The sequence below is a fragment of the Aquibium oceanicum genome (assembly GCF_001889605.1).
GTDB lineage: Bacteria > Pseudomonadota > Alphaproteobacteria > Rhizobiales > Rhizobiaceae > Aquibium > Aquibium oceanicum.
In genome coordinates, this window is record NZ_CP018171.1 from 255,224 (window position 1) to 280,027 (window position 24,804).

The following is a 24,804-nucleotide window of genomic DNA, read 5'->3' on the forward strand; positions in this document are numbered from 1 at the left end:
GAACGGAAAACGCCCGGGACCATGCCCGGGCGTTCCGATCCGAAAAAGCTGAGGCGATATCAGCCGATGGTCTTGGCGAAGGCGGCTGCGGTATCCGCCATGCGGTTGGAGAAGCCCCACTCGTTGTCGTACCAGGACATGACGCGCACGAGATCGCCTTCGATCACCTTGGTCTGGTCGAGCGCGAAGGTGGACGAGGCCGGGTTGTGGTTCATGTCGATGGAGACCAGCGGCTCCTTGGTGTAGGCGAGAATGCCCTTCAGCGCGCCGTCGGCGGCGGCCATCAGCGCCTTGTTCACCTCGTCGACCGTCACCGTCCTCTTGGCGACGAACTTGAAGTCGATGACCGAGACGTTCGGGGTCGGCACGCGGATCGAAACGCCGTCGAGCTTGCCCTTCAGTTCCGGCAGCACGAGGCCGACGGCCTTGGCGGCACCCGTCGACGTCGGGATCATCGACATAGCCGCCGCGCGGGCGCGGTAGAGGTCCTTGTGCATGGTGTCGAGCGTCGGCTGGTCGCCGGTGTAGGAGTGGATCGTCGTCATGAAGCCCTTCTCGATGCCGAAGGCTTCGTTGACGACCATGGCGACGGGGGCGAGACAGTTCGTGGTGCACGAGGCGTTCGAGACGACGACGTGCTCCTTCGACAGCTTGTCGTGGTTCACGCCGTAGACCACCGTCAGGTCGGCGCCGTCGGCCGGAGCCGAGACCAGAACGCGCTTGGCGCCCGCCGTGAGATGCGCCGAGGCCTTCTCCTTGGAGGTGAAGATGCCGGTGCACTCCATGACGATGTCGATGCCGAGCTCGCCCCAGGGCAGCTTGGCAGGGTCGCGCTCGGCGAAGACCTTGAAGCTGTCGTCGCCGACGCGGATCTCGTCGCCCGCCACCGTCACCTCGGAGGGGAAGCGGCCATGCACGCTGTCGTAGCGCAGCAGGTGGGCGTTGGTCTCGACCGGGCCGAGATCGTTGATCGCGACGATGTCGATGTCCTTGCGGCCCGACTCGTAGATGGCGCGGACGATGTTGCGGCCGATACGGCCGAAGCCGTTGATGGCGACTTTGACGGTCATTCAGAATACCTCCTGGCGCGGATGACGGGTGCGCGGCACCCTCTTGAAAAGGTTGCCGCTTCTTAGCGACAGCGCGAGGCGGAATCCAGACGCGGAAGGGCTCTGGCCGAACCGAAAGCGGGTTCTGCCAGGAAATTCAATCGATAAATATCCGGAACGCCTTGCCGGCCCGCGCCCAGGCGGGTCCGGGAGGCGCCGTTCAGTCGCGGTCGTGCAGCTTCTGTTCGACAGCCGAGACCACCGCTTCGGCGGTGATGCCGAAGTGCTTGTAGAGCTCCTCGTACTTGCCGCTGGCGCCGAAGCCGTGCATGCCGACGAAGATACCGTCCTGGCCGATGAGGGCGTCCCAGGCCTGACGCACGCCGGCCTCGATCGCCACCTTGACCGGGGCATTGCCGATCATGGCGGAGCGATACTCCGGCGATTGGCGCGCGAAACGCTCCATGGACGGCACCGAGACCACGCGGGTCGGGTGCCCGTTCGCCTGAAGCTGCTGGCGCGCCGCCAGCGCGATCTCCACTTCCGAGCCGGTGGCGAAGATCGTCACCACCGCGTCGTCGCTCGCCGTCTCCAGCTCGTAGGCGCCGAAGCCGCAGAGATTTTCCTCGACGTGCTCGGTGCGCACCGCCGGCAGGTTCTGCCGCGTCAGCGCCAGCACCGAGGGTCCGCTTGTGTCCTCCAGCGCCAGCTGCCAGCATTCGGCGGCTTCCACCGCGTCGGCCGGGCGGAAGACCCTGAGGTTGGGGATTGCCCGCAGCGCGGCGAGCTGCTCGACCGGCTGGTGCGTGGGGCCATCTTCGCCGAGCCCGATCGAATCATGCGTCATGACGTAGATCACGCGCAGGCCCATCAGGGCGGCGAGCCGGATCGACGGACGGCAGTAGTCCGTGAAGACGAGGAACGTGCCGCCGTACGGCACGATGCCGCCGTGCAGCGCCATGCCGTTCATGGCCGCCGCCATGCCGTGCTCGCGGATGCCGTAATAGACGTAGCGCCCGGAATAGTCGCTCGGCGTGATCGGCTTGGTCTGGCTGGTCTTGGTGTTGTTCGACCCGGTCAGATCCGCCGAACCGCCGATCGTCTCCGGCACGGCGCCGTTGATCACCTCGAGCGCGTTCTCGGAGGATTTTCGCGTGGCGAGCTTCGGCTTCTCCTTGGCGAGGCGTTTCTTGTAGTCCGAAATCACGGCCTCGAAGCCGCCGGGAAGCTCGCCGCGCATGCGGCGCTCGAATTCGCTGCGCAGTTCCGCTTCGGCGGAGGCCAGCCGGCGCTCCCACTCCTTGCGATCCTTGGCAGAGCGCAGGCCGGCCAGCCGCCACATGTCGAGGATCTCGGAAGGCACCACGAACGGTTTCGCTTCCCAGCCCAGCGCCTTGCGCGCGCCGGCGATCTCCTCCGCCCCGAGCGGCGAGCCGTGCGCCTTGTTGGAGCCGGCGCGCGTCGGCGCGCCGAAGCCGATGGTGGTCTTGCAGGCGATCATACTCGGCTTGCCCGAGGCCTTGGCTGCTTCGATCGCGCCGGCGATGGCGTCCGGGTCGTGGCCGTCGCAGCGCTGAACGTGCCAGCCCGAGGCCTCGAAGCGGGCGCACTGGTCGGTGGAATCCGACAGCGACACGGGACCGTCGATCGATATTCCGTTGTCGTCGAAAAAGACGATCAGCTTGGAGAGCTTCAGATGCCCGGCGAACGCGATCGCTTCCTGGCTGATGCCTTCCATCAGGCAGCCGTCACCCGCAAGCGCATAGGTGTGGTGGTCGACCAGCGCGTCCCCGAAGCGGGCGTTCATGATGCGCTCGGCAAGCGCCATGCCGACGGCGTTGCCCAGCCCCTGGCCGAGCGGCCCGGTCGTCGTCTCGATGCCTGCCGCATGCCCGTATTCGGGATGACCGGCGGTCTTCGATCCGAGCTGCCGGAAGTTCTTGATCTCGTCGATCGTGATGTCCTCATATCCGGTCAGGTAGAGGAGCGAATAGAGCAGCATTGAACCATGGCCGGCCGACAGCACGAATCGGTCGCGGTCGGGCCAGTGCGGATGGTGCGGATCGTGCTTCATGTAACGGGTATAGAGCACCGTGGCGATGTCGGCCGCGCCCATCGGCAGGCCAGGATGCCCCGAATTGGCCTTCTCCACCGCGTCGATGGAAAGGAAACGGATCGCATTGGCCATGCGGTCATGATTTTCACGTGATGGCATGATTGCTCTCTTGTCGCGAAGCCGACGGCGGCCGTGTCTGCATGCAGGCTTCCGGGAATGCCCTCCGGAAAGGCAGGCGACACATAGCAGGTGCCGTTGGCGAGTCAACAAACCGGGCGCGCCCGCACGGCCCTCTTCCCGGGTTCTATCCGCTGCCCGCCGCCACTTTGCTGTTGAGCGGCCCCGGACTTTGTTGACGCGCCTTTCACGCGCCGTCTAATGTTTCCAAAGTAACGCGTTAGGAACGCGGGCGATTCGGGATTGCCAGGCGAAATGGCCGCGGAAGCCACACTCAAAGAGGTCATAGGCCGGCTCGGCAGAGCCATGGAGGCGCTCGAAAACGCCGTCTCCGCCAGGGCCGAAAAGGATCAGGACTACGCGGAGGCGGAGGCCGAGGTGCAGCGCATGAACGCCGACCGTTCGCGCCTCGCGCAGGAGCTCGACGCCTCCGAATCCCGCGCCGACCGGCTCGAGCAGGCCAACAAGGAAGTTTCGCGCCGCCTCGTCACCGCCATGGAAACGATCCGAGCCGTTCTCGATCGATAGGAGTATCAGCATGGCGCAGGTCACTGTCATCATCGACGGCAAGTCCTACCGCATGGCCTGCGATGAGGGTCAGGAGGAACATCTGCTCGATCTGGCGCAGCGCTTCGACCGCTATGTCGCGCACCTGAAGGAATCGTTCGGCGAGATCGGTGACCACCGGCTCGCCGTCATGGCCGGCATCATGGTCATGGACGAGCTGTCGGAACTGCAGCGCCGGGTGACGGGCCTCGAGACCGAAGTCGGGACCCTGCGCAAGACGCGCGACGAGGCGCTGGTCAAGGCCGACAAGAACGATGCCGCCCTGATCGGCGCGCTCTCGGGCCTGGCCGAGCGCATGGAAGGCCTAACCTCGCGGCTGGCCGACCGGGGCGAGCCGGCCGCCTGAGGCCTCCCCTAGACCCTCCTCTTCCCCGCTGTTGTCCACATCCGGGCGCAGGCCCCACATTTGACCATCCGGGCGCTTGACCGCGCGCCACCGGCTGATGCATCGAGACGCCTCCGAATTGACGCCGCCGGCACATCCGAGTCGCGGCGCCCAGGCACGATGCGGAGCAGGACATGGCCGAAGAGAATAGCGAACCCACAACCGAAACCGTCGCGGCGGGCCAGTTGCGCGCCTTCATCGAGCGCATCGAGCGGCTCGAGGAAGAAAAGCAGACCATCGCCGACGACATCAAGGACGTCTATGCCGAGGCCAAGGGCACCGGCTTCGACACCAAGGCCGTGCGCACCATCATCCGCCTGCGCAAGAAGGACCAGGCCGAACGCCAGGAGGAAGAGGCCATCCTCGACCTCTACAAGTCCGCGTTGGGAATGCAGTAGGGGCTGACGCCTATCGCGCCCGGCAGCGGAGCCGGGCCTTTAACGGCGGCAGGGAGTGCCGCCGCGATCAGGCCGGTGGCATAGCGTTAGCCTCGCCGCCGAGCCGGCTACGGTGCCATTCGAGCGCCGAGGCCACGATCTCCTCCAGTCCGAATCGGGGACTCCAGCCCAGTGCTTCTTTCGCTCTGGAATTGTCGGCGACGAGGGCTGCCGCGTCGCCGTCTCGCCGGCCCCTGGTCTCCACCGGAAATTCACGGCCGCTCATCCGCCTGACGGTGTCCACGAGCTGCCTGACAGTGGTGCCCTGCCCGGTTCCGAGGTTGAGGGAGAGGCTCTCCCCGCCTTCGATCAGATGGCGGACCGCGCGGCTGTGGGCGTCGGCCAGGTCCATGACGTGGACGAAGTCACGCACGCAGGTGCCGTCCGGCGTGTCGTAATCCCGCCCATTGATGAAAAACCCGTCACGCTGGCCGAGCGCGGCCTCGATCGCGATGGGCACCGCGTGGGTTTCCGGCTCGTGCCACTCGCCGATACGGCCTTCCGGATCCGCTCCCGCCGCGTTGAAATAGCGCAGCACGACGGATCTCATGCCGAGATAGCGGCCGGCATCCTTCAGCATCTCCTCGATCATGAGCTTGCTCCTGCCGTAGGGATTGACCGGGACCTGCCGGTGCTCCTCCGACATCGGCACGGATTGCGGCTCGCCATATGTCGCGCAGGTCGACGAGAAGACAAGCCTGTCGATGCCCGCCTTCCGCGCCGCTCCGAGCAGCGAGATCGTCCCCGCGACATTGTTCTCATAGAAACCGATCGGGTCCCGGGTCGATTCCCCGACCTCGATGGATGCGGCGAAATGAACGATGACGTCCGGCGAATGACGGGCGAGAACCGCTTCTAGCCGGTCGGTGTCGCGAATGTCCCCCTCCTCGAAGGGCCCCCATTGCACGAATTCGCGATGTCCGTTGCTGAGATTGTCGTAGACGACCGGCCTGTAACCCTTGTCGTGCAGATCCAGACAGGTGTGCGAGCCAATGTACCCCGCGCCTCCGACCACCAGTATGTTCTTCACGCGCACGTCTCTCCGGCAGTTCTCGCGTGTGGGCAATACATGTCGGATGCTTGCCATGCAATCGGACCCGCGACGGGCGTGGCCCGCCGGCGTCCGCCACGCCGATCACACGCGAGAGCAAACCGTCCTTCGTGTCCGACGAGATTTCCAGTTCGCGCATCGGCCGTGAGTTCCTTGACAATATCGGCCGCGTATTGCTTACAGGGGTCCGAATTGGCGGAGATTCCATGAAGGATATCGTCGAAAACCGGTCGCATATCGGCCTCGGCACGAAGTTGCGCCTGGCACGGCTCGCCGTGCAGGAAAACGGACTGCTGTGGACGATGCAGATGGGGACCTACTATCTCGCCAGCGGCCTGGCCGAATCCGTCTATTCGGCGGCCGCGGCGCGGCGCACGGCCAAGAACCTCCCCGGCGTCAACAGCGCGCGGATGAACAAGCTCATCTGGGACAGCTGGGACTGGAACGCCAAGGGCGAAGAGTGGTCGATCTCGCCCGAGTGGAAGGATTCGGTGATCAGGACGCTGCTGCGGCCCAACGTGCCCGAGCAAGGCGACGTCGTCGAGATCGGCCCGGGCGGCGGCCGCTGGACCGAGGAATTGATCGCCCGCTGTAGCAAGGTGACGGCGATCGACATTTCGGAGACCTGCGTGCGCGAATGCCGCGAGCGTTTCAAGGACGCGGCCAATGCCGAATTCATCGTCGGCAGCGGCTCGGACCTGAAGCCGATCGCGGACGAATCGGTCGATGCGGTCTGGTCGTTCGACGTGTTCGTCCACATCAACAAGCCCGAATTCAGGAACTACGCCAGGGAGTTCGCGCGGGTGCTGCGTCCCGGGGGCAAGGGCGTCCTCCAGCACGGCGCGGTCGGCGGCGAAAAAGGCGGTTGGCGGAGTGACGTGACGACGTCGGACGTCGCAATCTTCCTGACCGAAGCAGGGCTGGAGGTCGAGAGCCAGGTCACCGACTGGCACGACGAGGGCATGGAGTTCAAATCCGGGCTCTACGGCGACGTCGTCACGACCTTTCGAAAGCCGAAATGACCGTTCTGCGGTCAGTCTGGGACGGTTATCCAGGTCTGCGCTTCCTGGTCGTCGGCGGTTCGTGCGCGGTCCTCTACTTCGCGATTTGCCTGACCCTGATCGAGGTCGGCGACATGGGGCCGGCACCAGCCAGCGCGATCACCTATTTTATCTGTTTCTGGATCAGCTACGGCGCGCAGCGCGAGATCGCCTTCCGGTCGACACGCAGCCATTCGATCACGCTCGTACGCTACGCGATCTGGCACCTCTTCGGCGCCACTGCGGTATCGCTCGGAACCGCCTATGCCAGCGAGGCTTCCGATCTCTCGCCGGCTTTCGCGGCGATCGTCTCCACGGTTCTGTGCGGCATCGCCAGCTTCTTCATATCGTCCCGCTGGGTCTTCCGGCAGGGTTAGAGACATGCGACGAGCGGTCAGGGGATCACATGTCTGTCGTAACTGATGCCGAGATGCAGCCGGATACCGGACCGCGCGCGGACGCCCTCGAACTTACGGTGCTGATGCCGTGCCTCAACGAGGCCGAGACGCTCGCCACCTGCATCGACAAGGCGAAGGCCTATCTGTCGCGGGCGAACATCGCCGGCGAGGTCCTGATCGCCGATAATGGCAGCACGGATGGATCGATTGAGATCGCCAAGGCGCACGGCGCAAGGGTCGTCCATGTGCCGGTGCGCGGCTATGGTGCCGCTCTCAGGCACGGCATCGAGAACGCCCACGGAAAATTCGTCATCATGGGCGATTCGGACGACAGCTACGATTTCAGCCGTCTGGATCCGTTCGTCGAAAAGCTGCGCGAGGGTTACGACTTCGTCATCGGCAACCGGTTCAAGGGCGGAATCGCGGACGGCGCCATGCCCTTCCTGCACCGCTATCTCGGCAATCCCGTCCTCTCCTTCCTCGGCAGGCTCTTCTTCCGGTCCGACATCGGCGATTTCCATTGCGGGCTGCGCGGATTCCGGCGCGAGGCCATCAACGCGCTCGGTCTGAAGGCGCCGGGCATGGAATTCGCCAGCGAGATGGTCGTCCGCGCCTCCCTGGGCAAGCTTCGTATCGCCGAGGTGCCGACCACGCTGTCCCCCGACGGCAGGTCCCGGCCCCCGCATCTGCGCACGTGGACGGACGGGTGGCGGCATCTGCGCTACCTGCTGCTCAACAGCCCGAAATGGCTGTTCGTCTATCCGGGCGCGGCTATCCTCGCCTTCGGGGCGCTCCTGACCATTGTTCTCCTTCAGGGTCCGGTCCAGGTTCTGCCCGGCGTGGTGCTCGACACGCACAGCCTCATCGTCGGATGCATGGCCATGCTCGTCGGCGCGTCGTGCCTATCCTTCGGCGTCATCGCGCGATCCTATTCCGCGACGCGCGGCTTCCTGCCGGTGAACCCCCGCCTCGCCAGGGTCAAGGCCTATGCCACGCTGGAGCGGACGCTCATGGGTGCGGGAGCCCTGGCCCTGGTTGGGCTGACAGGGCTGGGATATGCCGTCTGGCAATGGGCGGCGGCGGATTTCGGCGCACTCGAGTACAACGGCATGGTGCGCATGCTGACCGTCTCCTGCACCTTGATCGCGCTAGGCCTGCAACTGGCGTTCGCCGCCTTCCTCGCCGCCCTGATCGACATCGAGACGTAAGCACATGGCGTCCGGCAAGCCGAACAGCCAGTATAACGTCGCGAAGCCCGACAGCCTTGCCATCCGCCTCGCGCACCGCCAGCGCGAGGTGATGTTCCAGCGCTGGATCGAGACCTGCTCGGTCGGCCCGCAGGACACGATCCTCGACGTCGGCGTCACGTCCGATACCACCTACAGTTCCTCGAACTACCTGGAAGCGTGGTATCCGCATAAATCGAAAATTGTCGCCTGCGGCATCGACGACGCTTCGTTCTTGGAAGACATGTATCCCGGCATGACTTTCGTGAAGGCCAACGGGCTCGACCTTCCCTTCGAGGACAAGTCGTTCGACGTGGTCCATTCCTCGGCGGTTCTGGAGCATGTCGGCTCCCACGAGAACCAGATTCGGTTCGTGCGCGAATGCGCGCGCGTCTGCCGCCGCGCCTTCTTCCTCACCACGCCCAACCGCTGGTTCCCGGTCGAATTCCACACCTCGCTGCCGCTCCTCCACTGGCTGCCCAAGAGCGTCTTCCGCGGCCTCCTGCGGCAAACCTCGCTCAGCTTCTTCGCCGACGAGGCAAACCTCAATCTGATGACCGGCAGCGAACTCGGCGGGATTGGCGGGTCGCTCGAGGGATGGACGACGACCGTCGAGACCGTCGCGCTCGGCGGCCTCACCAGCAACATCGTGCTGGTCGGGAACAGATGCGCCTGAACGGGTTGCACTCCCTCGGAGTGAAACAGGCGATCGGACTGTTGGCGTGCCTCCTCGCCGCCATGGCAAACATCGTCATCGCCACGCACACGCCCATGACGTTGCTCGCGGACGCTTTCGGCGACGACGCGACATTCATCCACTGGGTTGGCACCTTGCTGACGGGCAACTATCTGGGAAACTACAATGCCGGAACGCTGGCGAAGGGTCCCGGCTATTCCGTCTACCTTTCGCTCAACCACCTCTCCGGCCTGCCGATCAGTCTGTCCAACGCGTTGCTCTTCCTGGCGGCGCTCGCGGCCTTCAGCTACATGGTAGCGCGCACGTACGGCGCGTTCGTTGCCGGAGCCCTGGTCTTCGTCCTCGGCGCATTGCACCCCGTCCTGCCGATGGAACGGTTCCTGCGGGATTCGATCTATCCGGCGCAGGTGCTGTTGATTCTCGCAGGGTTCCTCGCCGCATTCTATGTCTTCTGGCAACGTCCTCTTCGCTTCGGCATTCTCGCCGGTCTCGCGCTCGGCTGGTTCTGGCTGACGCGCGAGGAGGGGCCGTGGGTGATTCCGGCTCTCGCCCTCCTCGCCATCGGCGGCTTCGGGGTCGCCTGGCGCGACGGGCGCAGTTTCAGGCAGCCGCTCTACGCGTCTCTGGCGATCGTCGGCGGGCTGCTGTTCTGCAACCTGGCCTATCTCACCGCCAACTGGACCGCCTATGGTTCCTTCGTCGGCAACGAGCTTAAGGAGAAGAACTTCAGCCGGGCGCTCTCCCTGCTTCAATCGGTGCGGGATGGAGATCAGATCCCCTATGTGCCGATTTCCAAGTCCACGCGCCGCATCGTGTACGGCGTGAGCCCAACCTTTGCGTCGCTCGAAAAGAGCCTCGATCCGACCGATCGTCCGATTGCCGATCACGGCTGTCGCTTCTACAAGCAGACATGCGGAGACCACGCTGGCGGATGGTTCATCTGGCAGTTCCGCTCCGCGGCGGCGAGCGTCGGGGCGTTCCAGTCTCCGGCGACGGCGAGCGCCTTCTTCGGAAAGATGGCCGACGAGATCGAGGCGGCATGCGAGGCGGACCGGCTGACATGCGAGCCCGGGCTCCTGTCGTTGATGCCGCAGGTTCATCCCGAACAGGTTCGCATGCTCCCGTCGAAGGTTCTCCAGGCGGCGGGCGTCGTCATGGATCCGACACGCATGCAGTATGACCAGCCTTCGCGCGGCTCGCTCGACCTCCGGGACTTCGCCCTCGACGTCCTGAATCATCCGAGGATCGAGCCGACGGAAGGTCCGGACAAGACTTTGATCCTGCGGTTCTGGTGGACGCCGAAAGCGGATGAATGGCCCTTGTTCACCGTCACCGATGCCGCAGGCATGCCGGCCATCCAGACGCTTGAATACCAAGGCGCGCGCGGCAGGCCGGCATCGGGACCGGTCGGGCTGACGATCACCACGCGGTGCGACGTGACGTGCATCCTGAGCATCGAACCGGGGCCGAACCAGGAACGCCTGACGGTTCCTCTCGCGGAGGCTTTCAATGCGCCGAGGACATTTGACACCGCCTACGGGCGGCTGCTGCTGAACGTGAAAAATACGCTTCCCGACGGACATGGATCGAAAATCATCGCCAAGATACGCGGCATGATGGCCGAGGCCTATGTGCCGCTTCTCTGGATCCTCGTGCCTCTGGGAGTGGCTGCGATGGCCGTCGCGGCACCAATGTCGCTGATCAGGCGCGCGCATCTCGAAGGCGCGTTGCTGGCGACGAGCCTTTGGGGCTTGGTGATCTGCCGGCTCGCGCTCATTGCGCTCATCGAAATCTCGGCCTTTCCCGCCATGACCAAATACTATCTCGGTCCGGCCATCGTCCTGATCATCCCGGCAGCGCTCTGTTCGATCTTCTCGCTCCTGGAAATCCTGCGCGCGCACGAGCGATTTCCGCTGCGGAGATACCTGGTCCGCACCTGATCTCCCCGTCGCCTGGCCTGCGACGGCCGCGAGATATCGTGGCAGTCCTTCCCTGAAGTCCTGTCGCGGATCGGCCCGTTGCTCCGTTTTCGCAACCGTGCAGCAAGCCCCATCCCACCGGCCTCGCCATTGACGATTTCCCCACCGACATGCATATGGTAAGTACACTTACCAATTGGCGGCATGGGGAGAAGCCCGCGATGCAGTTCCACCTCAATGGCTTCCGTCCTGGCGATCCGGAGATCTTCGATGCCGCGCCTGGCCGCGAGCCTCCCGGCGGTGACATGCCGGAGGTGGTGGACGTGCTGATCGTCGGCAGCGGACCCGCCGGCCTGACGCTCGCGGCGCAGCTCGCCGCCTTTCCGGAGATCACGACCCGGATCGTCGAACGCAGGCCGGGACCGATGGAGAAGGGCCAGGCCGACGGCATTTCCTGCCGGTCCATGGAAATGTTCAACGCCTTCGGTTTCGCGGAAAAGGTGCTGAAGCAGGGCTACTGGGTCAACGAGACGACGTTCTGGAAACCGGACCCAGAGCGGCTCGAGCGCATCGCCCGGACCGGGCGCATCCAGGACGTCGAGGACGGGCTCTCGGAGATGCCGCACATCATCCTGAACCAGGCGCGCGTCCACGACATGTATCTCGAGATCATGCGCAACGCGCCCTCGCGGCTGGTGCCCGACTATGCGCTGCAGCTTCGGAGCCTGACCGTCGATCCGGCCGGCGGCGACCATCCGGTCACGGTCACCCTCGAGCGGCTGGATCCCGGGCGCCAGAGAGAGACGGTGACCTTGCACGCCCGCTATGTCGTGGGTTGCGACGGCGCCCGCAGCGCGGTGCGAAACGCCATCGGACGCGAGCTTCGAGGCGATTCGGCCAACCACGCCTGGGGCGTCATGGATGTCCTTGCGGTCACCGACTTTCCCGACATACGCTGCAAGACGCTGATCCAGTCGGCCAGCGAAGGAAGCATCATCGTCATCCCCCGCGAGGGCGGCTATCTCGTGCGCCTCTACATCGAACTCGACAGGCTGGCCGCGGGTGAGCGCGTCGCCAGCAGGAACATCACGCTCGACACGCTGATCGCTGCGGCGCAGCGCATTTTCCGGCCCTGGTCGATCGACGTGAAGGAGGTGGCCTGGTGGTCTGTCTACGAGATCGGCCAGCGCCTGACAGACGGGTTCGACGACGTCGCCCCGGACGCCACCAGGAAGCCGCGCGTCTTCATCGCCGGCGACGCCTGCCACACGCACAGCCCCAAGGCGGGCCAGGGGATGAACGTCTCCATGGGCGACGCCTTCAATCTCGGCTGGAAGCTCGTTTCGGTCCTGAAGGGTCGCTGCACGCCAGAAATCCTGCACAGCTATTCCGCCGAGCGGCATGCCGTGGCGAAGGATCTGATCGAATTCGACCGGGAGTGGTCGCGGATCGTGAGCGAGCGGCCCGCGGACACCGCTACCGATGCCGCAGAGGCGCCAAAATTCCAGCGCTACTTCATCCAGAACGGCCGCTACACGGCGGGAATGTCGGTCAGATACACGCCATCGCTGCTGACCGGCGAGGCGACATGGCAGTCGCTCGCCAGTGGCTTCGAGATTGGAACGAGGTTCCATTCCGCCCCGGTGATACGCGTAGCGGACGCCAGACCGATGGAACTGGGCCACACCGTGAAGGCCGACGCGCGCTGGCGCCTGTTCGCCTTCTGCCCCGGCGAAGACCCGGGGGAGGATGGCTCGATGATCCAGCGCTTCTGCCGATACCTCGCCGCCTCACCGGGCTCTCCGGTGCAAAAATACACCCCGGCGGGAGCAGACGTCGATTCCGTCATCGACGTGCGTGCCGTGTTCCAGCAGGGTTACCGCGACCTGGCGCTCGAGCGCCTGCCGGATCTCCTCAAGCCGCGCAAGGGCAGGTTCGGCCTCGTCGACTACGAAAAGGCTTTCTGTTCCGATCTCAAAGGCGGGCGCGACATCTTCGACCTTCGCGGGGTCGACCGCGAACGGGGCTGCCTCGTCATCGTGCGGCCTGACCAGTACGTCGCACACGTGCTGCCGCTCGACGCCCACGACGAACTCGCGCGGTTCTTCGATGGCTTCATGCTGGCTGCTCCCGCGGCGCACGAACCGCGATCCATCCCGGCCATGGCGCAGTGAGGGCTCACCATCGCGAGGCCGCCCAACGTCACCCCGGCAAGAGACGCGAAACATCCGGAAGGCTTCTTCCAGGCACGGTGGCGCGGTCATGTGCCGCTTGCAAGGCTCTTCTGGCGCGACATGATGCTCGTCGGCAGCGCGATCAACGTCGTTGCGCTGGTCGGGGCCTTCGCGGCGCTTCAAGCCGGTGCTGCCGCCTGGATCGTGATGGCCGTTTACCTGTCGCCGATCCCCTGGAATCTCTTCCTCTTCGCAGCCGTGTGGCGAACGGCTCCGCGGGAGCCGGAGCCCTGGTGCACGGCCGCTCGGTTCGCAGCGCTCGCCTGGCTGGCGCTGGCGGTCCTGCTTTGAGCCGGCCTCAGGCGGCCGGCTCGAACTTCAGCGCGACGCCGTTGATGCAGTAACGCTGGTGGGTCGGCGGCGGGCCGTCGGGAAAGACGTGGCCGAGATGGCTGCCGCAGGTGGCGCAGTGGCATTCCGTGCGCACCATGCCGTGGCTCCGGTCCACCGTCGTCTCCACCGAGCCGGGCACCGGATCGTTGAAGCTCGGCCAGCCGGTGCCGCTCTCGAACTTCAGCGTGGATTCGAACAGCGGGCTGTCGCAACCGACGCATTTGAACGTGCCGGCGCGCTTTTCATAGAGCAAGGCGCAGCTTCCGGGCCGCTCGGTGCCGTGCTGGCGCATTATATAGTACTGCTCGGGCGTCAGCCGCTCGCGCCACTCGGCGTCGGTGCGGGTGACGGGGTAGGTATGAGTATCCATGGCGATCTCCCGTTGCGTGCCCACAATGTAGTGATTGCACGATCGCATGTCGAAGCGTCCACCGGCGCGGGGGATCGAATTTTCGTGAAACCACCGGCGAAGCCTTGCGGGAAGCGGGAACGCGCAGGCGGGCACGCCGGTTTTATCCACGGTCCTCCGACCCCGGCCATAATCCCCCGCTGAACGGGACGCGGAACATGGACAAAGCCGCAAGGGACTGGATGACAGGGGAAGCGTTGGCGCAGATTGCGGCGCTTCTGCTTGCCATCGCCGATATTGCGGACTGGGCAGCCTTCGCTCCCCGGTCCATCCGCGTCCTGGTGCTTTCAGCCCTGTCCCGGGCCGACACCGCGGCGACCGAATTCGTTCTCGACACCGCGGCCGCGCAAGGGCTGCGATGGTCGCCCCAGGTTACGCCGTCCGGCCGCGGCTTCGAACCGGCCAACGCCATGGCTCTGGCGACATCCCTGCGCACCCTCGCCCTCGCGCTGCAAACCCTGGCCGCATCGCTTCCGGAATTGCCTTTCTGCGACGACGATTTCGCTGCGGACGAATGGGCGCAGCGCCCTTCCTCGGGTCTCGGCGCAGACGCATTCACCAAGTCATGTGCGAGGAGGTATTCGGGCGAACCACGCGACACATCGTAGACGGACGCGTCGTTAGTGCTTCCTCGACAGTTCGTTCGTTGCGCTCTCCAGACCTTTCAGGGTTGGGGATACGTCCGCTATGGAAATGCGACCGGGTTATCGATGTCGGGACATCAAACGTCGCCCGCGGTGAAATTCATCGGACACGCGGGCTCAGGCCAAATCGAACCCCAATCAGCAGTAAAGCGCAAAACACGAGATATGCTGCTGAAATGATGAGCGCCGTTGTGGTCGCCTCGTCCCAAACAAGAGTCGCCTTCATTTCCAAAACGTTCGTGCGCACCAGCAGGTATGTCCAGGCATACACGGTGAGCAGACCCGCAAGCAAAGGCAACGGAAGGCTTCGCCAACGAGAACGGTCGCGACCCTTTACAAGCCGGCCGACCAAGAGGGCGGCCACCAGGAACGCTGCAAACACACCGAACGATCCGGGCAACGGAGAGGTGAAACGCGGTGCCGCACCATACATGATCAAACGTGCACTGACCAAGACCTGAACCAGAGCGTACGTCGCCCAATATATTGCCGTTGCAGCGAAAACCGACTTCATGAACACACGACGCCTGGCGTTTTCCATGCAACTAGTGCTTTCGCGACAATTCCCGCGTCGCGCCTTCGAGTCCGGACAGCGTCAGCGGGTACATACGCTCCGAAAAGATCTCGCGGATCATGCCGATCGAATGCGTGTAGCCCCAGTGTTTCTGTTGCACCGGATTGATCCAGACCGCGTTCGGCCACTGGTTGATCACCCGTTGCAGCCAGGCGATACCGGCTTCCGCGTTCCAGTGCTCCACCGATCCGCCGGCATAGGCGATCTCGTAGGGGCTCATCGATGCGTCGCCGACGAAGATCACCTTGTAGTCGTGGCCATACTTGTGCAGCACGTCGAAAGTGGGGATCACCTCCGAGTGGCGGCGCCGGTTGTCCTTCCACACCCCCTCGTAGAGGCAGTTGTGGAAGTAGAAATACTCCATGTGCTTGAACTCGACGCGGACGGCGGAAAACAGCTCCTCGACCACCTTGATGTGGTCGTCCATCGAGCCGCCGACGTCGAAGAACATCAAAAGCTTCACCGCGTTGCGCCGTTCCGGCCGCGTCTTGACGTCGAGATAGCCGTGCTCGGCGGTGGCGTGGATGGTGCCGGGGATGTCGAGTTCCTCGTCGGCTCCCTCGCGCACCCAGCGGCGGAGCCGCTTCAGCGCCACCTTGATGTTGCGCGTGCCGAGTTCGACGCTGTCGTCGAAGTTCCTGAACTCGCGCTTGTCCCAGACCTTCACAGCCCGCCGGTGCCGGCTCTCGTGCTGGCCGATGCGCACGCCCTCGGGATTGTAGCCATAGGCGCCGAAGGGCGAGGTGCCGGCAGTGCCGATCCATTTCGACCCGCCCTGATGGCGCCCCTTCTGTTCCTCCAGCCGCTTCTTCAAGGTTTCCATCAGCTTGTCGAACCCGCCAAGCGCCTCGACCAGTTTCTTCTCTTCCTCCGAAAGATGCTTTTCTGCCAGCCGGCGCAGCCACTCCTCCGGCAGGTTGGCAACGTCGACCGCGCCTTCCCCCGACACCGCCTCGATGCCCTTGAACACGTGCGAGAACACCTGGTCGAAGCGGTCGATGTGCCGCTCGTCCTTCACCAGCGCCGCGCGGGCCAGATAGTAGAAGCCCTCGACGTCGTAGTCGACGAGATGCGCGTCCATCCCTTCGAGCAGGGTCAGGTATTCGCGCAACGACACTGGCACGCGGGCGGCTTTGAGTTCGAGGAAGAAGGGAATGAACATGCGACTGATTTGAGCAGGCTCGGCACGAAATGCAAGCGTGGACCGGATGCTAGCAGAATGATAGCATCCGTACGAATGCAACAGGAGCACCCGGAATGGCCAGCCTGCACGTCCGGAACGTCGACGAGGAAATCGTCCGCAAGCTCAAGGAGCGCGCCGAGCGCAACGGCCGGTCGGCCGAGGCGGAGCACCGGGCGATCCTGGCGGAGATGCTGGCCTCGGAGCGGCCGAGCTTCGATGAACTCGCTGCCCGGCTGCGCGAGATTACGAAAGGGCGCCATCATACGCCTTCGGAAATCCTTCAGAGAGAAAGCCGTGACGAGCGCTGATGACGTGGGCCGTTGTCGATGCGAGTGTCGTCATCAAGTGGGTCTATTCGGAAGAACTGTCGCAACAGGCCGTGGCGGTTCGGAAAAAGTACCAGTTCGTCGCACCCGGTCTGATCGTCGCCGAATGGAGCAACATCCTCTGGAAGAAGGTCCGGCGAGGCGAATTCACGAGGGAGGAAGCTCTGATCGCCGCCGCGGCACTGCACCGCGCGGGATTGGAACTCGTACCGTCCGCGGAACTGGCTCTCGGCGCGCTTCGCCTCTCCCTGCAACTCGATCACCCCGCATATGATTGCTTCTATCTCGAATTGAGCAGGTTGAGAGACATTCCCATGGTCACTGCGGACGATCGGCTCGCGAGGAAGCTCGTGGCCGCAACCGACTTGCCCTTCCCTCCCGTCGTGGCGCTGAGCAGAATCTCCTGAAGAGAAGCTCCGATCGAATACCCGATCGCGCCCCACTACCCCCACGCCACCGGCATCGCCGTAATGCCGCGTATCCCGGTATGCCCCTTCGCAATCGGCGGGTCGCCCGCGAGCCTCAGCTCGGGCAGCCGCTGCGACAGCACGATCAGCGCCTCCTCCATCTCCGCGCGCGCCAACGCCTCGCCGACGCAGCGGTGCACGCCGTGCCCGAAGCTCAGCGACCAGCGTGGATGGTCCTGCCTCCCGATGTCGAAGACGTCCGGTTCGGCGAAAACCGTCTCGTCGCGCTGGCCGGAGAGGATCGAGAGGTTCACCACCGTTCCCGGCTCCAGCCGCACGCCGTCGATCTCGACCGGCACGGTCACCACCCGGCCAATCGCGCCGACGGGCGGCTCGTAGCGAAGCCCCTCCAGCACGGCGCCGGGTGCCAGCGCCGGGTCGGCTGTAAGGGCCTCCCATTGCGCGCGCCTCTGCAGCAGCTGCGAGACGGTGGATGTCAGTCCGAAGCGGGTGGTATCGCTGCCGCCGACGATGACGCTGACGATCTGCATCAGCGTCTCGATGGCCGAAAGCGTGCCGTCCTCGTCCACCCGTGCCAGGTAGGAGGACAGGAAATCCTCGCGCGGCGCGCGCCGCCGCTCCTCCAGGAGGTTTTCGACGTAGCGCACCAAATCCGCCGCCGCGGCCTCGATCGCGGGAAAATCCTCGTCGCGGAAGCCGCCCAGTCCGCGGGTCATGGTGTAGACCTTGGCCGCGAAATCCGGCGCCTCCTCGCGCGGGATGCCGAGGATGTCCGCAATCAGCCGCGCGGGAAGGGGCGAGGCGAAGGCGGCGAGGAAATCGGTCTCGCCCCGGGTGCCGATCTCGTCCAGCATCCCGCCGACAAGCGCTCTGATGTGCGGCCGCAGGTCCTGGATCAGCCGGAAGGCGAAAGCACGCGACAGCGGCGCGCGGCGCCTGGCATGCGCGGGCGCGTTGGAAAGCAGCAGGCTGTTGGCGTAGAAGTCGAAGAGCGAACCCTTGGTGATGCCGCGATGGACGAGCGCTTCCGTCTCCAATTGGCGCGTGTGGGTGTCGGTCATCAGCGCCATGATGTCGGCGTAGCGAACGACCGTCGGAAACCCTGCGCCGATCTGCAGGACGCCGCTGAGCGGACGGTGCCTTGCGAAGCCTGCATGCGGATCGGGCCGGAAATCGTCCGGATCGACCTTCGTCGGCCTCTTGCGCGTGGCCGTCGCGGTCATGTCGAAATCCTCCCATTGATCCACGCTACGCCTCCCGGCCGACGCGATGCGGGCCATCTACGACAGGTCGTATTCGATGAAACCCGTTCGCCGCGCGACATGGTCGTAGAGTTTTCGCGCGGTCGTGTTGGTCTCGTGCGTCATCCAGTAAACGTTGGTGACACCAACCGCGTTCGCCTCGCGCTTGACCTCCTCGATCAGCACCCGGCCGAGCCCCGTGCCGCGCAGTTCGGGGTCAACGTAGAGGTCCTGGAGATAGCAGTTGTTGACCTGCGACCAGCAGGTGCGGTGGAAGAGATAGTGCACGAGCCCGACGGGCTGCGTCTTTACCACGGCCAGCATGCATTTCGGCTCGAATTCGCCACCGGAATGGATGCGTTCCCAGGTGGTGCGATAGACTTCCTCCGACACCTTCGTCTCGTAAAAGTCGAGATAGGCCGTCCACAGGCGTCGCCAGTCGGCTTCGTCCTTCTGCGTCGGCACCCTCAGTTCCATGCCTTCCATGGCTTCTTCCTTCCGTCGATCGATGCCTCAGCCTTCGAACGAATCCAGCGCCGCTTTAGCCACCTCGTCGCCCCACTCCTGCACGAAGTGCCCGGCATCCTTAAGCACCAGCGGCTCGGGACAGTTCCGGATCACCTTGCGCATCGCTTCCATCACCGGAACGCCGAGCACCGGATCCTGCGCGCCGATCGCCATGAAGCTCCTGCCGCCCCAGTCCTCGCGCCAGAACCGCGCCGCCTCCCGCGAGGTATCGGCGCCTTCCATGCCTGGATCGGTCATCACCATCGCCGGAAAGCGCCGCACGCCGGCCTTGTAGGTCACGTCCGGGAACGGCGCGTCATAGGCGGCCGCCTCGGCTTCCGTCAGGTGCGGGCACGACCGCTTCATCAGCTTGCCGACCGCGAGATCCGGGTTCGCGGCGACATAGTCGCGCCACTGGACGAAGCCTTCGCTCGGCGCAGCACCGGTCGCGAGCGCCGTGTTCATGACGATCAGCCTGGAAAACCGCTCCGGCATCTCCATCGGCAGAGTCAGGCCAAGCAGGCCGCCCCAATCCTGCACGACCAGCGTGACGTTTGTCAGGTCCAGCCGCTCGATGAAGGCCAGCAGCATGCGCCGGTGGAAGTGGAACCCGTAGGTCGCGTCCTCCTCCGGCTTGTCGGAGCGGCCGAAGCCGGCGAAGTCCGGCGCCACCACGCGCCCGCCGGCCGCTGTGAAGACCGGGATCATCCTGCGATAGAGATAGGACCATGTCGGCTCGCCGTGCAGGCAGAGGAACGTGTGCCGGACATCGCGCGGACCCTCGTCGAGATAGTGGATTCGAAGTCCGTCAATGTCGGTCAGCCCCTCCGCATAATGGGGCGCGAAGGGAAAGCCGGGCAGGTTCTCGAACCGCTCCTCAGGTGTTCTCAGAATGGCCATGCGGGTTCCTCCTCCCCGGTTCGCGGCGTTTTCGCCGCAACGGTCTCGGCCTCGGGCTATCCCTGCCGTCGCGCCATGAAGGCCAGCCGCTCGAACAGGTGCACATCCTGCTCGTTCTTCAACAGTGCGCCATGCAGCCTCGGCAGCGCGTTCTTCGCATCACCGCGCAGGTCGGCCGGATCGACGTCGTCAGAGACGAGCAGACGGATCCAGTCCAGCGCCTCCGAGGTCGACGGCTTCTTCTTCAGCCCCGGCACGTCGCGCACTTCGTAGAACTGCGTCAGCGCCGCACGCACGAGGGTCTGCTTGATGCCCGGATAGTGCACGTCGACGATGCGCTGCAGCGTCTCCATCTCGGGGAAGCGGATGTAGTGGAAGAAGCAGCGGCGCAGGAAGGCGTCGGGCAGCTCCTTCTCGTTGTTGGAGGTGATGATGACGATCGGTCGCTGCGCCGCCTTCACCGTCTCGCCGGTCTCGTAGACGTAGAACTCCATGCGGTCGAGTTCCTGCAGCAAATCGTTCGGGAACTCGATGTCGGCCTTGTCGATCTCGTCGATCAAAAGCACGACCTTCTTACCGGCCGCGAAGGCCTCCCAAAGCTTGCCGCGCTTGATGTAGTTCCGGATGTCGTTGAAGCGATCGTCGCCGAGCTGGCTGTCGCGCAGCCGCGACACGGCATCGTATTCGTAGAGCCCCTGCTGTGCCTTGGTGGTGGATTTCACGTGCCACTCGATCAGGTCGAGGTCCAGCGCGGCGGCGACCTGCCGGGCGAGTTCGGTCTTGCCCGTCCCCGGCTCGCCCTTGACCAGCAGCGGCCGCTCCAGCGCGATCGCCGCATTCACCGCCACCATCAGATCCCGGTCGGCGATATAGGCCGACGTGCCTTCGAAACGCATGCGCAGATTTCCCGGATGATTGTTCAAACTTGTCGCGAACCCTAGGGAGTGACACAAGCAGGCGCAAGCCGCGAGTGCCTCACCGGCTGCCGAAGATGGCCGAGCCGACGCGCACACTGGTGGCGCCGAAGGCGATCGCGGTCTCGTAGTCGCCGGACATGCCCATCGAGAGTTTTTCCACCCCTGCCTCGCGCGAGAGCTTTTCGAGAAGCGCGAAATGCGGGCCGGGATTTTCCTCGAAGGGCGGGATCGCCATCAGGCCTTCGATGGCGAGGCCATGCAAGTCCCGGCAGCGCTCCACGAAGGCGACCGCCTCGCGCGGGTCGATCCCGGCCTTCTGCTCCTCAAGCCCGGTGTTCACCTGCACGTAGATGCGCGGGAACTTCTCCTGCTTCCTCATCTCCTTGGCCAGTTCGGCGGCGATTTTCTCCCGGTCGACGGTCTCGATGACGTCGAACAGCGCCACGGCCTCCCTGGCCTTGTTGGATTGCAGCGGCCCGATCAGGTGCAGCTCGATGTCCGGGAACCCTTCCATCAGTGCCGGCCACTTACCCTGCGCCTCCTGGACACGGTTCTCGCCGAAGACCCGCTGGCCGGCCTCGATCACCGGCCGGATCGCGTCCGCATCGAAGGTCTTCGAGACGGCGACCAGCGTCACCGCGCCAGGCTCGCGCCCGGCCTCCTTCGCGGCGCTGGCGATGCGTCGCCTGACCTCCTGGAGCCTGTCGACCGCGCTCTCCATCTTCATGTCTCCGACTGCAATTCGACCGGCAGGCGCGCTGCCCGGAGTTGACGCTCCCGGCAATCCGTGGTGAAGGTCCGCCCGGCATTTTCCGGCACCTTATCGAGCGAATTCACGGTCATGGCAACCGAACGATACAATCCCCGCGTGGCGGAGCCGCGCTGGCGGAAGGCCTGGGACGAGGCCGGGCTCTTCCGGACAAGGAACGACGATCCGGGTCCGAAGTACTACGTGCTGGAGATGTTCCCCTATCCGTCAGGGCGCATCCACATGGGCCACGTGCGCAACTACACCATGGGCGACGTTGTGGCGCGTTACAAGCGGGCCATGGGCTGCAACGTCCTGCACCCGATGGGCTGGGACGCGTTCGGGCTGCCGGCCGAGAACGCCGCGCGCGACAACAAGGTCAATCCGCGCGACTGGACCTATGCCAACATCGAGACGATGAAGGGCCAGCTAAAGACCATGGGCCTGTCGCTCGACTGGGACCGCGAGTTCGCGACCTGCGACCCGAGCTACTACAGGCACCAGCAGAAGATGTTCCTCGACTTCTGGAAGGCCGGGCTGGTGGAGCGCAAGTCGGCCAAGGTCAACTGGGACCCGGTCGACATGACGGTGCTCGCCAACGAGCAGGTGATCGACGGGCGCGGCTGGCGCTCCGGCGCGCCGGTCGAGCAGCGCGACCTGACGCAGTGGTTCTTCAAGATCACGAAGATGAGCCAGGAGCTGCTCGACAGCCTGGACACGCTCGAGCGCTGGCCCGACAAGGTCAAGCTGATGCAGGCGAACTGGATCGGCCGCTCAGAGGGTCTCCTGATCCGCTGGCCGCTGGCCACGGACACCGCGCCTGAGGGCGAGACCGAACTCGAGGTCTACACGACCCGTCCCGACACCATCTTCGGCGCCTCCTTCATGGCGGTCGCGGCCGACCATCCGCTGGCGCGGAAGGCGGCGGAAGGCAATCCCGAACTCGCCGCCTTCATCGACGAGATCCGCCACATGGGTACCTCGGCAGCCGCGCTCGAAACGGCCGAGAAGAAGGGCTTCGACACCGGCGTCCGCGTGGTCCATCCCTTCGACGAGAACTGGACGCTGCCGGTCTACGTGGCGAACTTCGTCCTGATGGAATACGGAACGGGCGCCATCTTCGGCTGCCCCTCGGGCGACCAGCGCGACCTCGACTTCGCCAACCGCTACGGCCTGCCGGTCGTGCCCGTGGTGATGCCGGAGGACGCCGACAAGGCCAGTTTCCAGATCATCGACGAGGCCTATGTCGACGACGGCGTGATGATCAATTCGCGCTTTCTCGACGGCATGAAGGCGAAGCAGGCCTTCGACGAAGTGGCCGGACGCCTGGAGGCGGTGACGATCGGCAACCGCCCGGTAGCGGAGCGCAAGGTGCAGTTCCGCCTACGCGATTGGCTGATCTCGCGCCAGCGCTACTGGGGCTGCCCGATCCCGGTCATCCACTGCGAAAAGTGCGGTTCACTGCCGGTCCCCGACGACCAGTTGCCCGTCGAGTTGCCCGGCGACGTCACCTTCGACCGGCCCGGCAACCCGCTCGACCATCATCCGAAGTGGAAGCACGTCGCCTGTCCGCAATGCGGCGGGGATGCGCGCCGCGACACCGACACGATGGACACTTTCGTCGACTCGTCCTGGTATTTCGCGCGCTTCACCGATCCGTGGAACGAGGCGGCGCCGACGACGCTGGAGTATGTCGACGGACCGAACGGCTGGCTGCCGGTCAACCAGTACATCGGCGGCATCGAGCACGCGATCCTGCACCTGCTCTATTCGCGCTTCTTCGCCCGCGCCATGAAGGCGACGGGACACCTGGACACGGTCGAGGAACCCTTCGAGGGCCTGTTCACGCAGGGCATGGTGGTCCACGAGACCTATCGGCGCGGCTCCGGTCCGAACGGCAGCTACGTAACGCCGGCCGAGGTGAAGGTCGAGGAGATCGACGGGCAGCGCCGCGCCGTGCTGATGACGACCGGCGAGGAACTCGCCATCGGCCCGATCGAGAAGATGTCGAAGTCGAAGAAGAACGTGGTCGACCCCGACGACATCATCGCGAGCTACGGCGCAGACACGGCGCGCTGGTTCATGCTGTCGGATTCGCCGCCCGACCGCGACGTGATCTGGACGGAATCGGGCGTGGAAGGCGCGCACCGCTTCGTCCAGCGCGTCTGGCGCCTCGTCTCGGAAGCAGCTCCCGTGCTGAAGGACGCGACCCCGGCGGCGGGAACCGAGGCGGATGCGCTCGAGGTCTCGCGTGCCGCCCACAAGACGGTCAAGGCCGTGAGCGAGGAGATCGAGCGGCTCGGCTTCAACAAGGCGGTCGCCCGCATCTACGAACTGGTCAACACGCTGTCTCCGCAACTGGCGAAGGCAGGCGAACCCGACGCGGCGACCAAGGGCGCTCTGCGTCAGGCGGTGGAGATGCTGGTGTTGATGATCTCGCCGATGATGCCCCACCTGGCGGAAGAATGCTGGGCCGCCATCGGCGGCCGCGGCATGGCGGCCGAGCAGGGCTGGCCCGCATACGATCCCGCGCTGGTCGTGGACGACCAGATCGCGCTTCCCGTACAGATCAACGGCAAGAGGCGCGGCGATTTGACAATTGCGCGCGACGCGGATCAAGTTGCCGTCGAATCGGCGGTGCTCGAACTCGATTTCGTCCGTAAGGCGCTCGAAGGACGGTCTCCGCGCAAGGTGATCGTCGTGCCGCAGAGGATCGTCAATGTCGTGGTCTGACCGGGTTCACCGACGCCTTTCCTGGTTCTCCCGTGCCGGTGCCATGGCCGTGCTCGGAGCAATGGCGCTTTTGGTGGGCGGCTGTACCGTGCAGCCGCTCTACGGCAACGTCTCCTCCGTGACGCCGGGTGTCGCGGACGCGCGCATCGCGTCGATCTATATCGCGGAGGTCGACACCCGCGACGCGCAGGAGGTGCGCAACCATCTGATCTTCCTGCTCAACGGCGGCGCCGGCCAGCCGGATAATCCCCAGTACCGCATGATCCTGAAGGTTACGAAGAGATCCGCCTCCACGGTGACGCTCCAGTCGGCCTCCGGCGACAATGAACCGACCGCCGGTTCGGTCCGGCTGATCGGTCGCTACCGCCTCAAGGACACCGAGACTGACAAGACCGTCATCGAGGGCGAGCGCAGCGCCACCGCGTTCTTCGACCGGCCACGGCAGCTCTTCGCAGAGAGCCGCGCAAAGCGGGACGCGGTTGACCGCGCGGCGCGCGAAGTAGCCGAGTTCATCCGTCTGGATATGATGATGGAGTTGAAGCGAGCACAGGCGCAATAGCTTTCGGGAACCCGCGCTGGTGCTGAAAGTTAAGGCATGGACGTCATTCTTGCGTCATAGTATTCG

Annotated in this window: 26 protein-coding genes; 15 read left to right on the plus strand and 11 right to left on the minus strand. The window is 64.9% G+C overall.

Annotated features, from left to right (window positions below):
• Window positions 1-59: 59 nt before the first annotated feature.
• Together gap and tkt are read right to left on the minus strand one after the other, a co-directional pair.
• On the minus strand, window positions 60-1,070 hold the full coding sequence (gene gap, locus BSQ44_RS01230) for a type I glyceraldehyde-3-phosphate dehydrogenase (protein WP_072601566.1): 1,011 nt from the start codon (window positions 1,068-1,070) through the stop codon (window positions 60-62).
• Window positions 1,071-1,269: 199 nt separating this feature from the next.
• On the minus strand, window positions 1,270-3,264 hold the full coding sequence (gene tkt / locus BSQ44_RS01235; protein WP_072601567.1) for a transketolase: 1,995 nt from the start codon (window positions 3,262-3,264) through the stop codon (window positions 1,270-1,272).
• Between the two features lie 273 nt (window positions 3,265-3,537).
• Between tkt and BSQ44_RS01240 the strand changes: the two genes are divergently transcribed.
• From BSQ44_RS01240 to BSQ44_RS01250, 3 genes are all read left to right on the plus strand, one after another.
• Window positions 3,538-3,810, plus strand: coding sequence for a DUF4164 domain-containing protein (locus BSQ44_RS01240; protein ID WP_072601568.1), 273 nt, complete (start codon window positions 3,538-3,540; stop codon window positions 3,808-3,810).
• A gap of 10 nt (window positions 3,811-3,820) precedes the next feature.
• Window positions 3,821-4,195 (plus strand): cell division protein ZapA, encoded by a 375-nt coding sequence (locus BSQ44_RS01245; protein ID WP_072601569.1) that lies wholly within the window; start codon window positions 3,821-3,823, stop codon window positions 4,193-4,195.
• Between the two features lie 173 nt (window positions 4,196-4,368).
• A complete protein-coding gene (locus tag BSQ44_RS01250; protein ID WP_072601570.1) occupies window positions 4,369-4,632 on the plus strand; it encodes a DUF2312 domain-containing protein in 264 nt (87 codons plus the stop codon).
• A gap of 67 nt (window positions 4,633-4,699) precedes the next feature.
• Here BSQ44_RS01250 and galE read toward each other — a convergent pair whose 3' ends face one another.
• Window positions 4,700-5,707 carry a UDP-glucose 4-epimerase GalE gene (gene galE / locus BSQ44_RS01255; RefSeq protein WP_114579904.1) on the minus strand — a complete coding sequence of 336 codons (1,008 nt, stop codon included), beginning with the start codon at window positions 5,705-5,707 and terminating at the stop codon, window positions 4,700-4,702.
• Window positions 5,708-5,928: 221 nt separating this feature from the next.
• Between galE and BSQ44_RS01260 the strand changes: the two genes are divergently transcribed.
• The 7 genes from BSQ44_RS01260 to BSQ44_RS01290 all read left to right on the plus strand — a co-directional run bounded on the left by BSQ44_RS01260 (window position 5,929) and on the right by BSQ44_RS01290 (window position 13,527).
• Window positions 5,929-6,744, plus strand: coding sequence for a class I SAM-dependent methyltransferase (locus tag BSQ44_RS01260; RefSeq protein ID WP_072601572.1), 816 nt, complete (start codon window positions 5,929-5,931; stop codon window positions 6,742-6,744).
• Window positions 6,741-7,139, plus strand: a complete 399-nt coding sequence (locus tag BSQ44_RS01265) for a GtrA family protein (protein WP_072601573.1) — start codon at window positions 6,741-6,743, stop codon at window positions 7,137-7,139. Before BSQ44_RS01260 ends, BSQ44_RS01265 begins: the two co-directional genes overlap by 4 nt.
• Window positions 7,140-7,168: 29 nt before the next feature.
• Window positions 7,169-8,368, plus strand: coding sequence for a glycosyltransferase family 2 protein (locus BSQ44_RS01270; RefSeq protein WP_210187911.1), 1,200 nt, complete (start codon window positions 7,169-7,171; stop codon window positions 8,366-8,368).
• A 4-nt stretch (window positions 8,369-8,372) separates the two neighbouring features.
• Window positions 8,373-9,062 (plus strand): class I SAM-dependent methyltransferase, encoded by a 690-nt coding sequence (locus BSQ44_RS01275; protein ID WP_072601575.1) that lies wholly within the window; start codon window positions 8,373-8,375, stop codon window positions 9,060-9,062.
• 62 nt (window positions 9,063-9,124) lie between these two features.
• Window positions 9,125-11,023, plus strand: a complete 1,899-nt coding sequence (locus BSQ44_RS01280) for a SoxR reducing system RseC family protein (RefSeq protein WP_162276727.1) — start codon at window positions 9,125-9,127, stop codon at window positions 11,021-11,023.
• Window positions 11,024-11,223: 200 nt separating this feature from the next.
• Entirely contained in the window at window positions 11,224-13,176 is a 1,953-nt protein-coding gene (locus BSQ44_RS01285; protein ID WP_072601577.1) for an FAD-binding monooxygenase, read from the plus strand.
• A gap of 90 nt (window positions 13,177-13,266) precedes the next feature.
• Window positions 13,267-13,527, plus strand: coding sequence for a hypothetical protein (locus BSQ44_RS01290; RefSeq protein ID WP_072601578.1), 261 nt, complete (start codon window positions 13,267-13,269; stop codon window positions 13,525-13,527).
• Between the two features lie 7 nt (window positions 13,528-13,534).
• On the opposite strand, the gene msrB is transcribed toward BSQ44_RS01290, so the two are convergent.
• Window positions 13,535-13,939 carry a peptide-methionine (R)-S-oxide reductase MsrB gene (gene msrB / locus BSQ44_RS01295; RefSeq protein WP_072601579.1) on the minus strand — a complete coding sequence of 135 codons (405 nt, stop codon included), beginning with the start codon at window positions 13,937-13,939 and terminating at the stop codon, window positions 13,535-13,537.
• 197 nt (window positions 13,940-14,136) lie between these two features.
• On the opposite strand from msrB, the gene BSQ44_RS01300 reads away from it, so the two are divergent.
• A complete protein-coding gene (locus BSQ44_RS01300; protein ID WP_157894482.1) occupies window positions 14,137-14,586 on the plus strand; it encodes a hypothetical protein in 450 nt (149 codons plus the stop codon).
• Between the two features lie 136 nt (window positions 14,587-14,722).
• Here BSQ44_RS01300 and BSQ44_RS01305 read toward each other — a convergent pair whose 3' ends face one another.
• A complete protein-coding gene (locus BSQ44_RS01305) occupies window positions 14,723-15,163 on the minus strand; it encodes a hypothetical protein (protein WP_157894483.1) in 441 nt (146 codons plus the stop codon).
• Between the two features lie 4 nt (window positions 15,164-15,167).
• Entirely contained in the window at window positions 15,168-16,358 is a 1,191-nt protein-coding gene (locus BSQ44_RS01310) for a vWA domain-containing protein (protein ID WP_072601582.1), read from the minus strand.
• A gap of 95 nt (window positions 16,359-16,453) precedes the next feature.
• On the opposite strand from BSQ44_RS01310, the gene BSQ44_RS01315 reads away from it, so the two are divergent.
• Window positions 16,454-16,687 carry a FitA-like ribbon-helix-helix domain-containing protein gene (locus BSQ44_RS01315; RefSeq protein WP_072601583.1) on the plus strand — a complete coding sequence of 78 codons (234 nt, stop codon included), beginning with the start codon at window positions 16,454-16,456 and terminating at the stop codon, window positions 16,685-16,687.
• On the plus strand, window positions 16,687-17,112 hold the full coding sequence (locus BSQ44_RS01320) for a type II toxin-antitoxin system VapC family toxin (RefSeq protein WP_072601584.1): 426 nt from the start codon (window positions 16,687-16,689) through the stop codon (window positions 17,110-17,112). Before BSQ44_RS01315 ends, BSQ44_RS01320 begins: the two co-directional genes overlap by 1 nt.
• 35 nt (window positions 17,113-17,147) lie before the next feature.
• Here BSQ44_RS01320 and BSQ44_RS01325 read toward each other — a convergent pair whose 3' ends face one another.
• The 5 genes from BSQ44_RS01325 to BSQ44_RS01345 all read right to left on the minus strand — a co-directional run bounded on the left by BSQ44_RS01325 (window position 17,148) and on the right by BSQ44_RS01345 (window position 21,419).
• A complete protein-coding gene (locus BSQ44_RS01325) occupies window positions 17,148-18,356 on the minus strand; it encodes a cytochrome P450 (RefSeq protein ID WP_072607786.1) in 1,209 nt (402 codons plus the stop codon).
• A gap of 57 nt (window positions 18,357-18,413) precedes the next feature.
• Entirely contained in the window at window positions 18,414-18,860 is a 447-nt protein-coding gene (locus BSQ44_RS01330) for a GNAT family N-acetyltransferase (RefSeq protein ID WP_072601585.1), read from the minus strand.
• Between the two features lie 27 nt (window positions 18,861-18,887).
• A complete protein-coding gene (locus BSQ44_RS01335) occupies window positions 18,888-19,781 on the minus strand; it encodes a haloalkane dehalogenase (protein ID WP_072601586.1) in 894 nt (297 codons plus the stop codon).
• A gap of 56 nt (window positions 19,782-19,837) precedes the next feature.
• Entirely contained in the window at window positions 19,838-20,677 is an 840-nt protein-coding gene (locus BSQ44_RS01340) for an AAA family ATPase (protein WP_072601587.1), read from the minus strand.
• Between the two features lie 79 nt (window positions 20,678-20,756).
• Entirely contained in the window at window positions 20,757-21,419 is a 663-nt protein-coding gene (locus BSQ44_RS01345; protein ID WP_072607787.1) for a YggS family pyridoxal phosphate-dependent enzyme, read from the minus strand.
• A gap of 120 nt (window positions 21,420-21,539) precedes the next feature.
• On the opposite strand from BSQ44_RS01345, the gene leuS reads away from it, so the two are divergent.
• Both leuS and BSQ44_RS01355 read left to right on the plus strand, forming a co-directional pair.
• A complete protein-coding gene (gene leuS / locus BSQ44_RS01350; protein WP_072607788.1) occupies window positions 21,540-24,179 on the plus strand; it encodes a leucine--tRNA ligase in 2,640 nt (879 codons plus the stop codon).
• Window positions 24,166-24,738, plus strand: coding sequence for an LPS assembly lipoprotein LptE (locus tag BSQ44_RS01355; protein WP_072601588.1), 573 nt, complete (start codon window positions 24,166-24,168; stop codon window positions 24,736-24,738). The genes leuS and BSQ44_RS01355 overlap by 14 nt, the downstream gene beginning before the upstream one ends.
• Window positions 24,739-24,804: the final 66 nt, after the last annotated feature.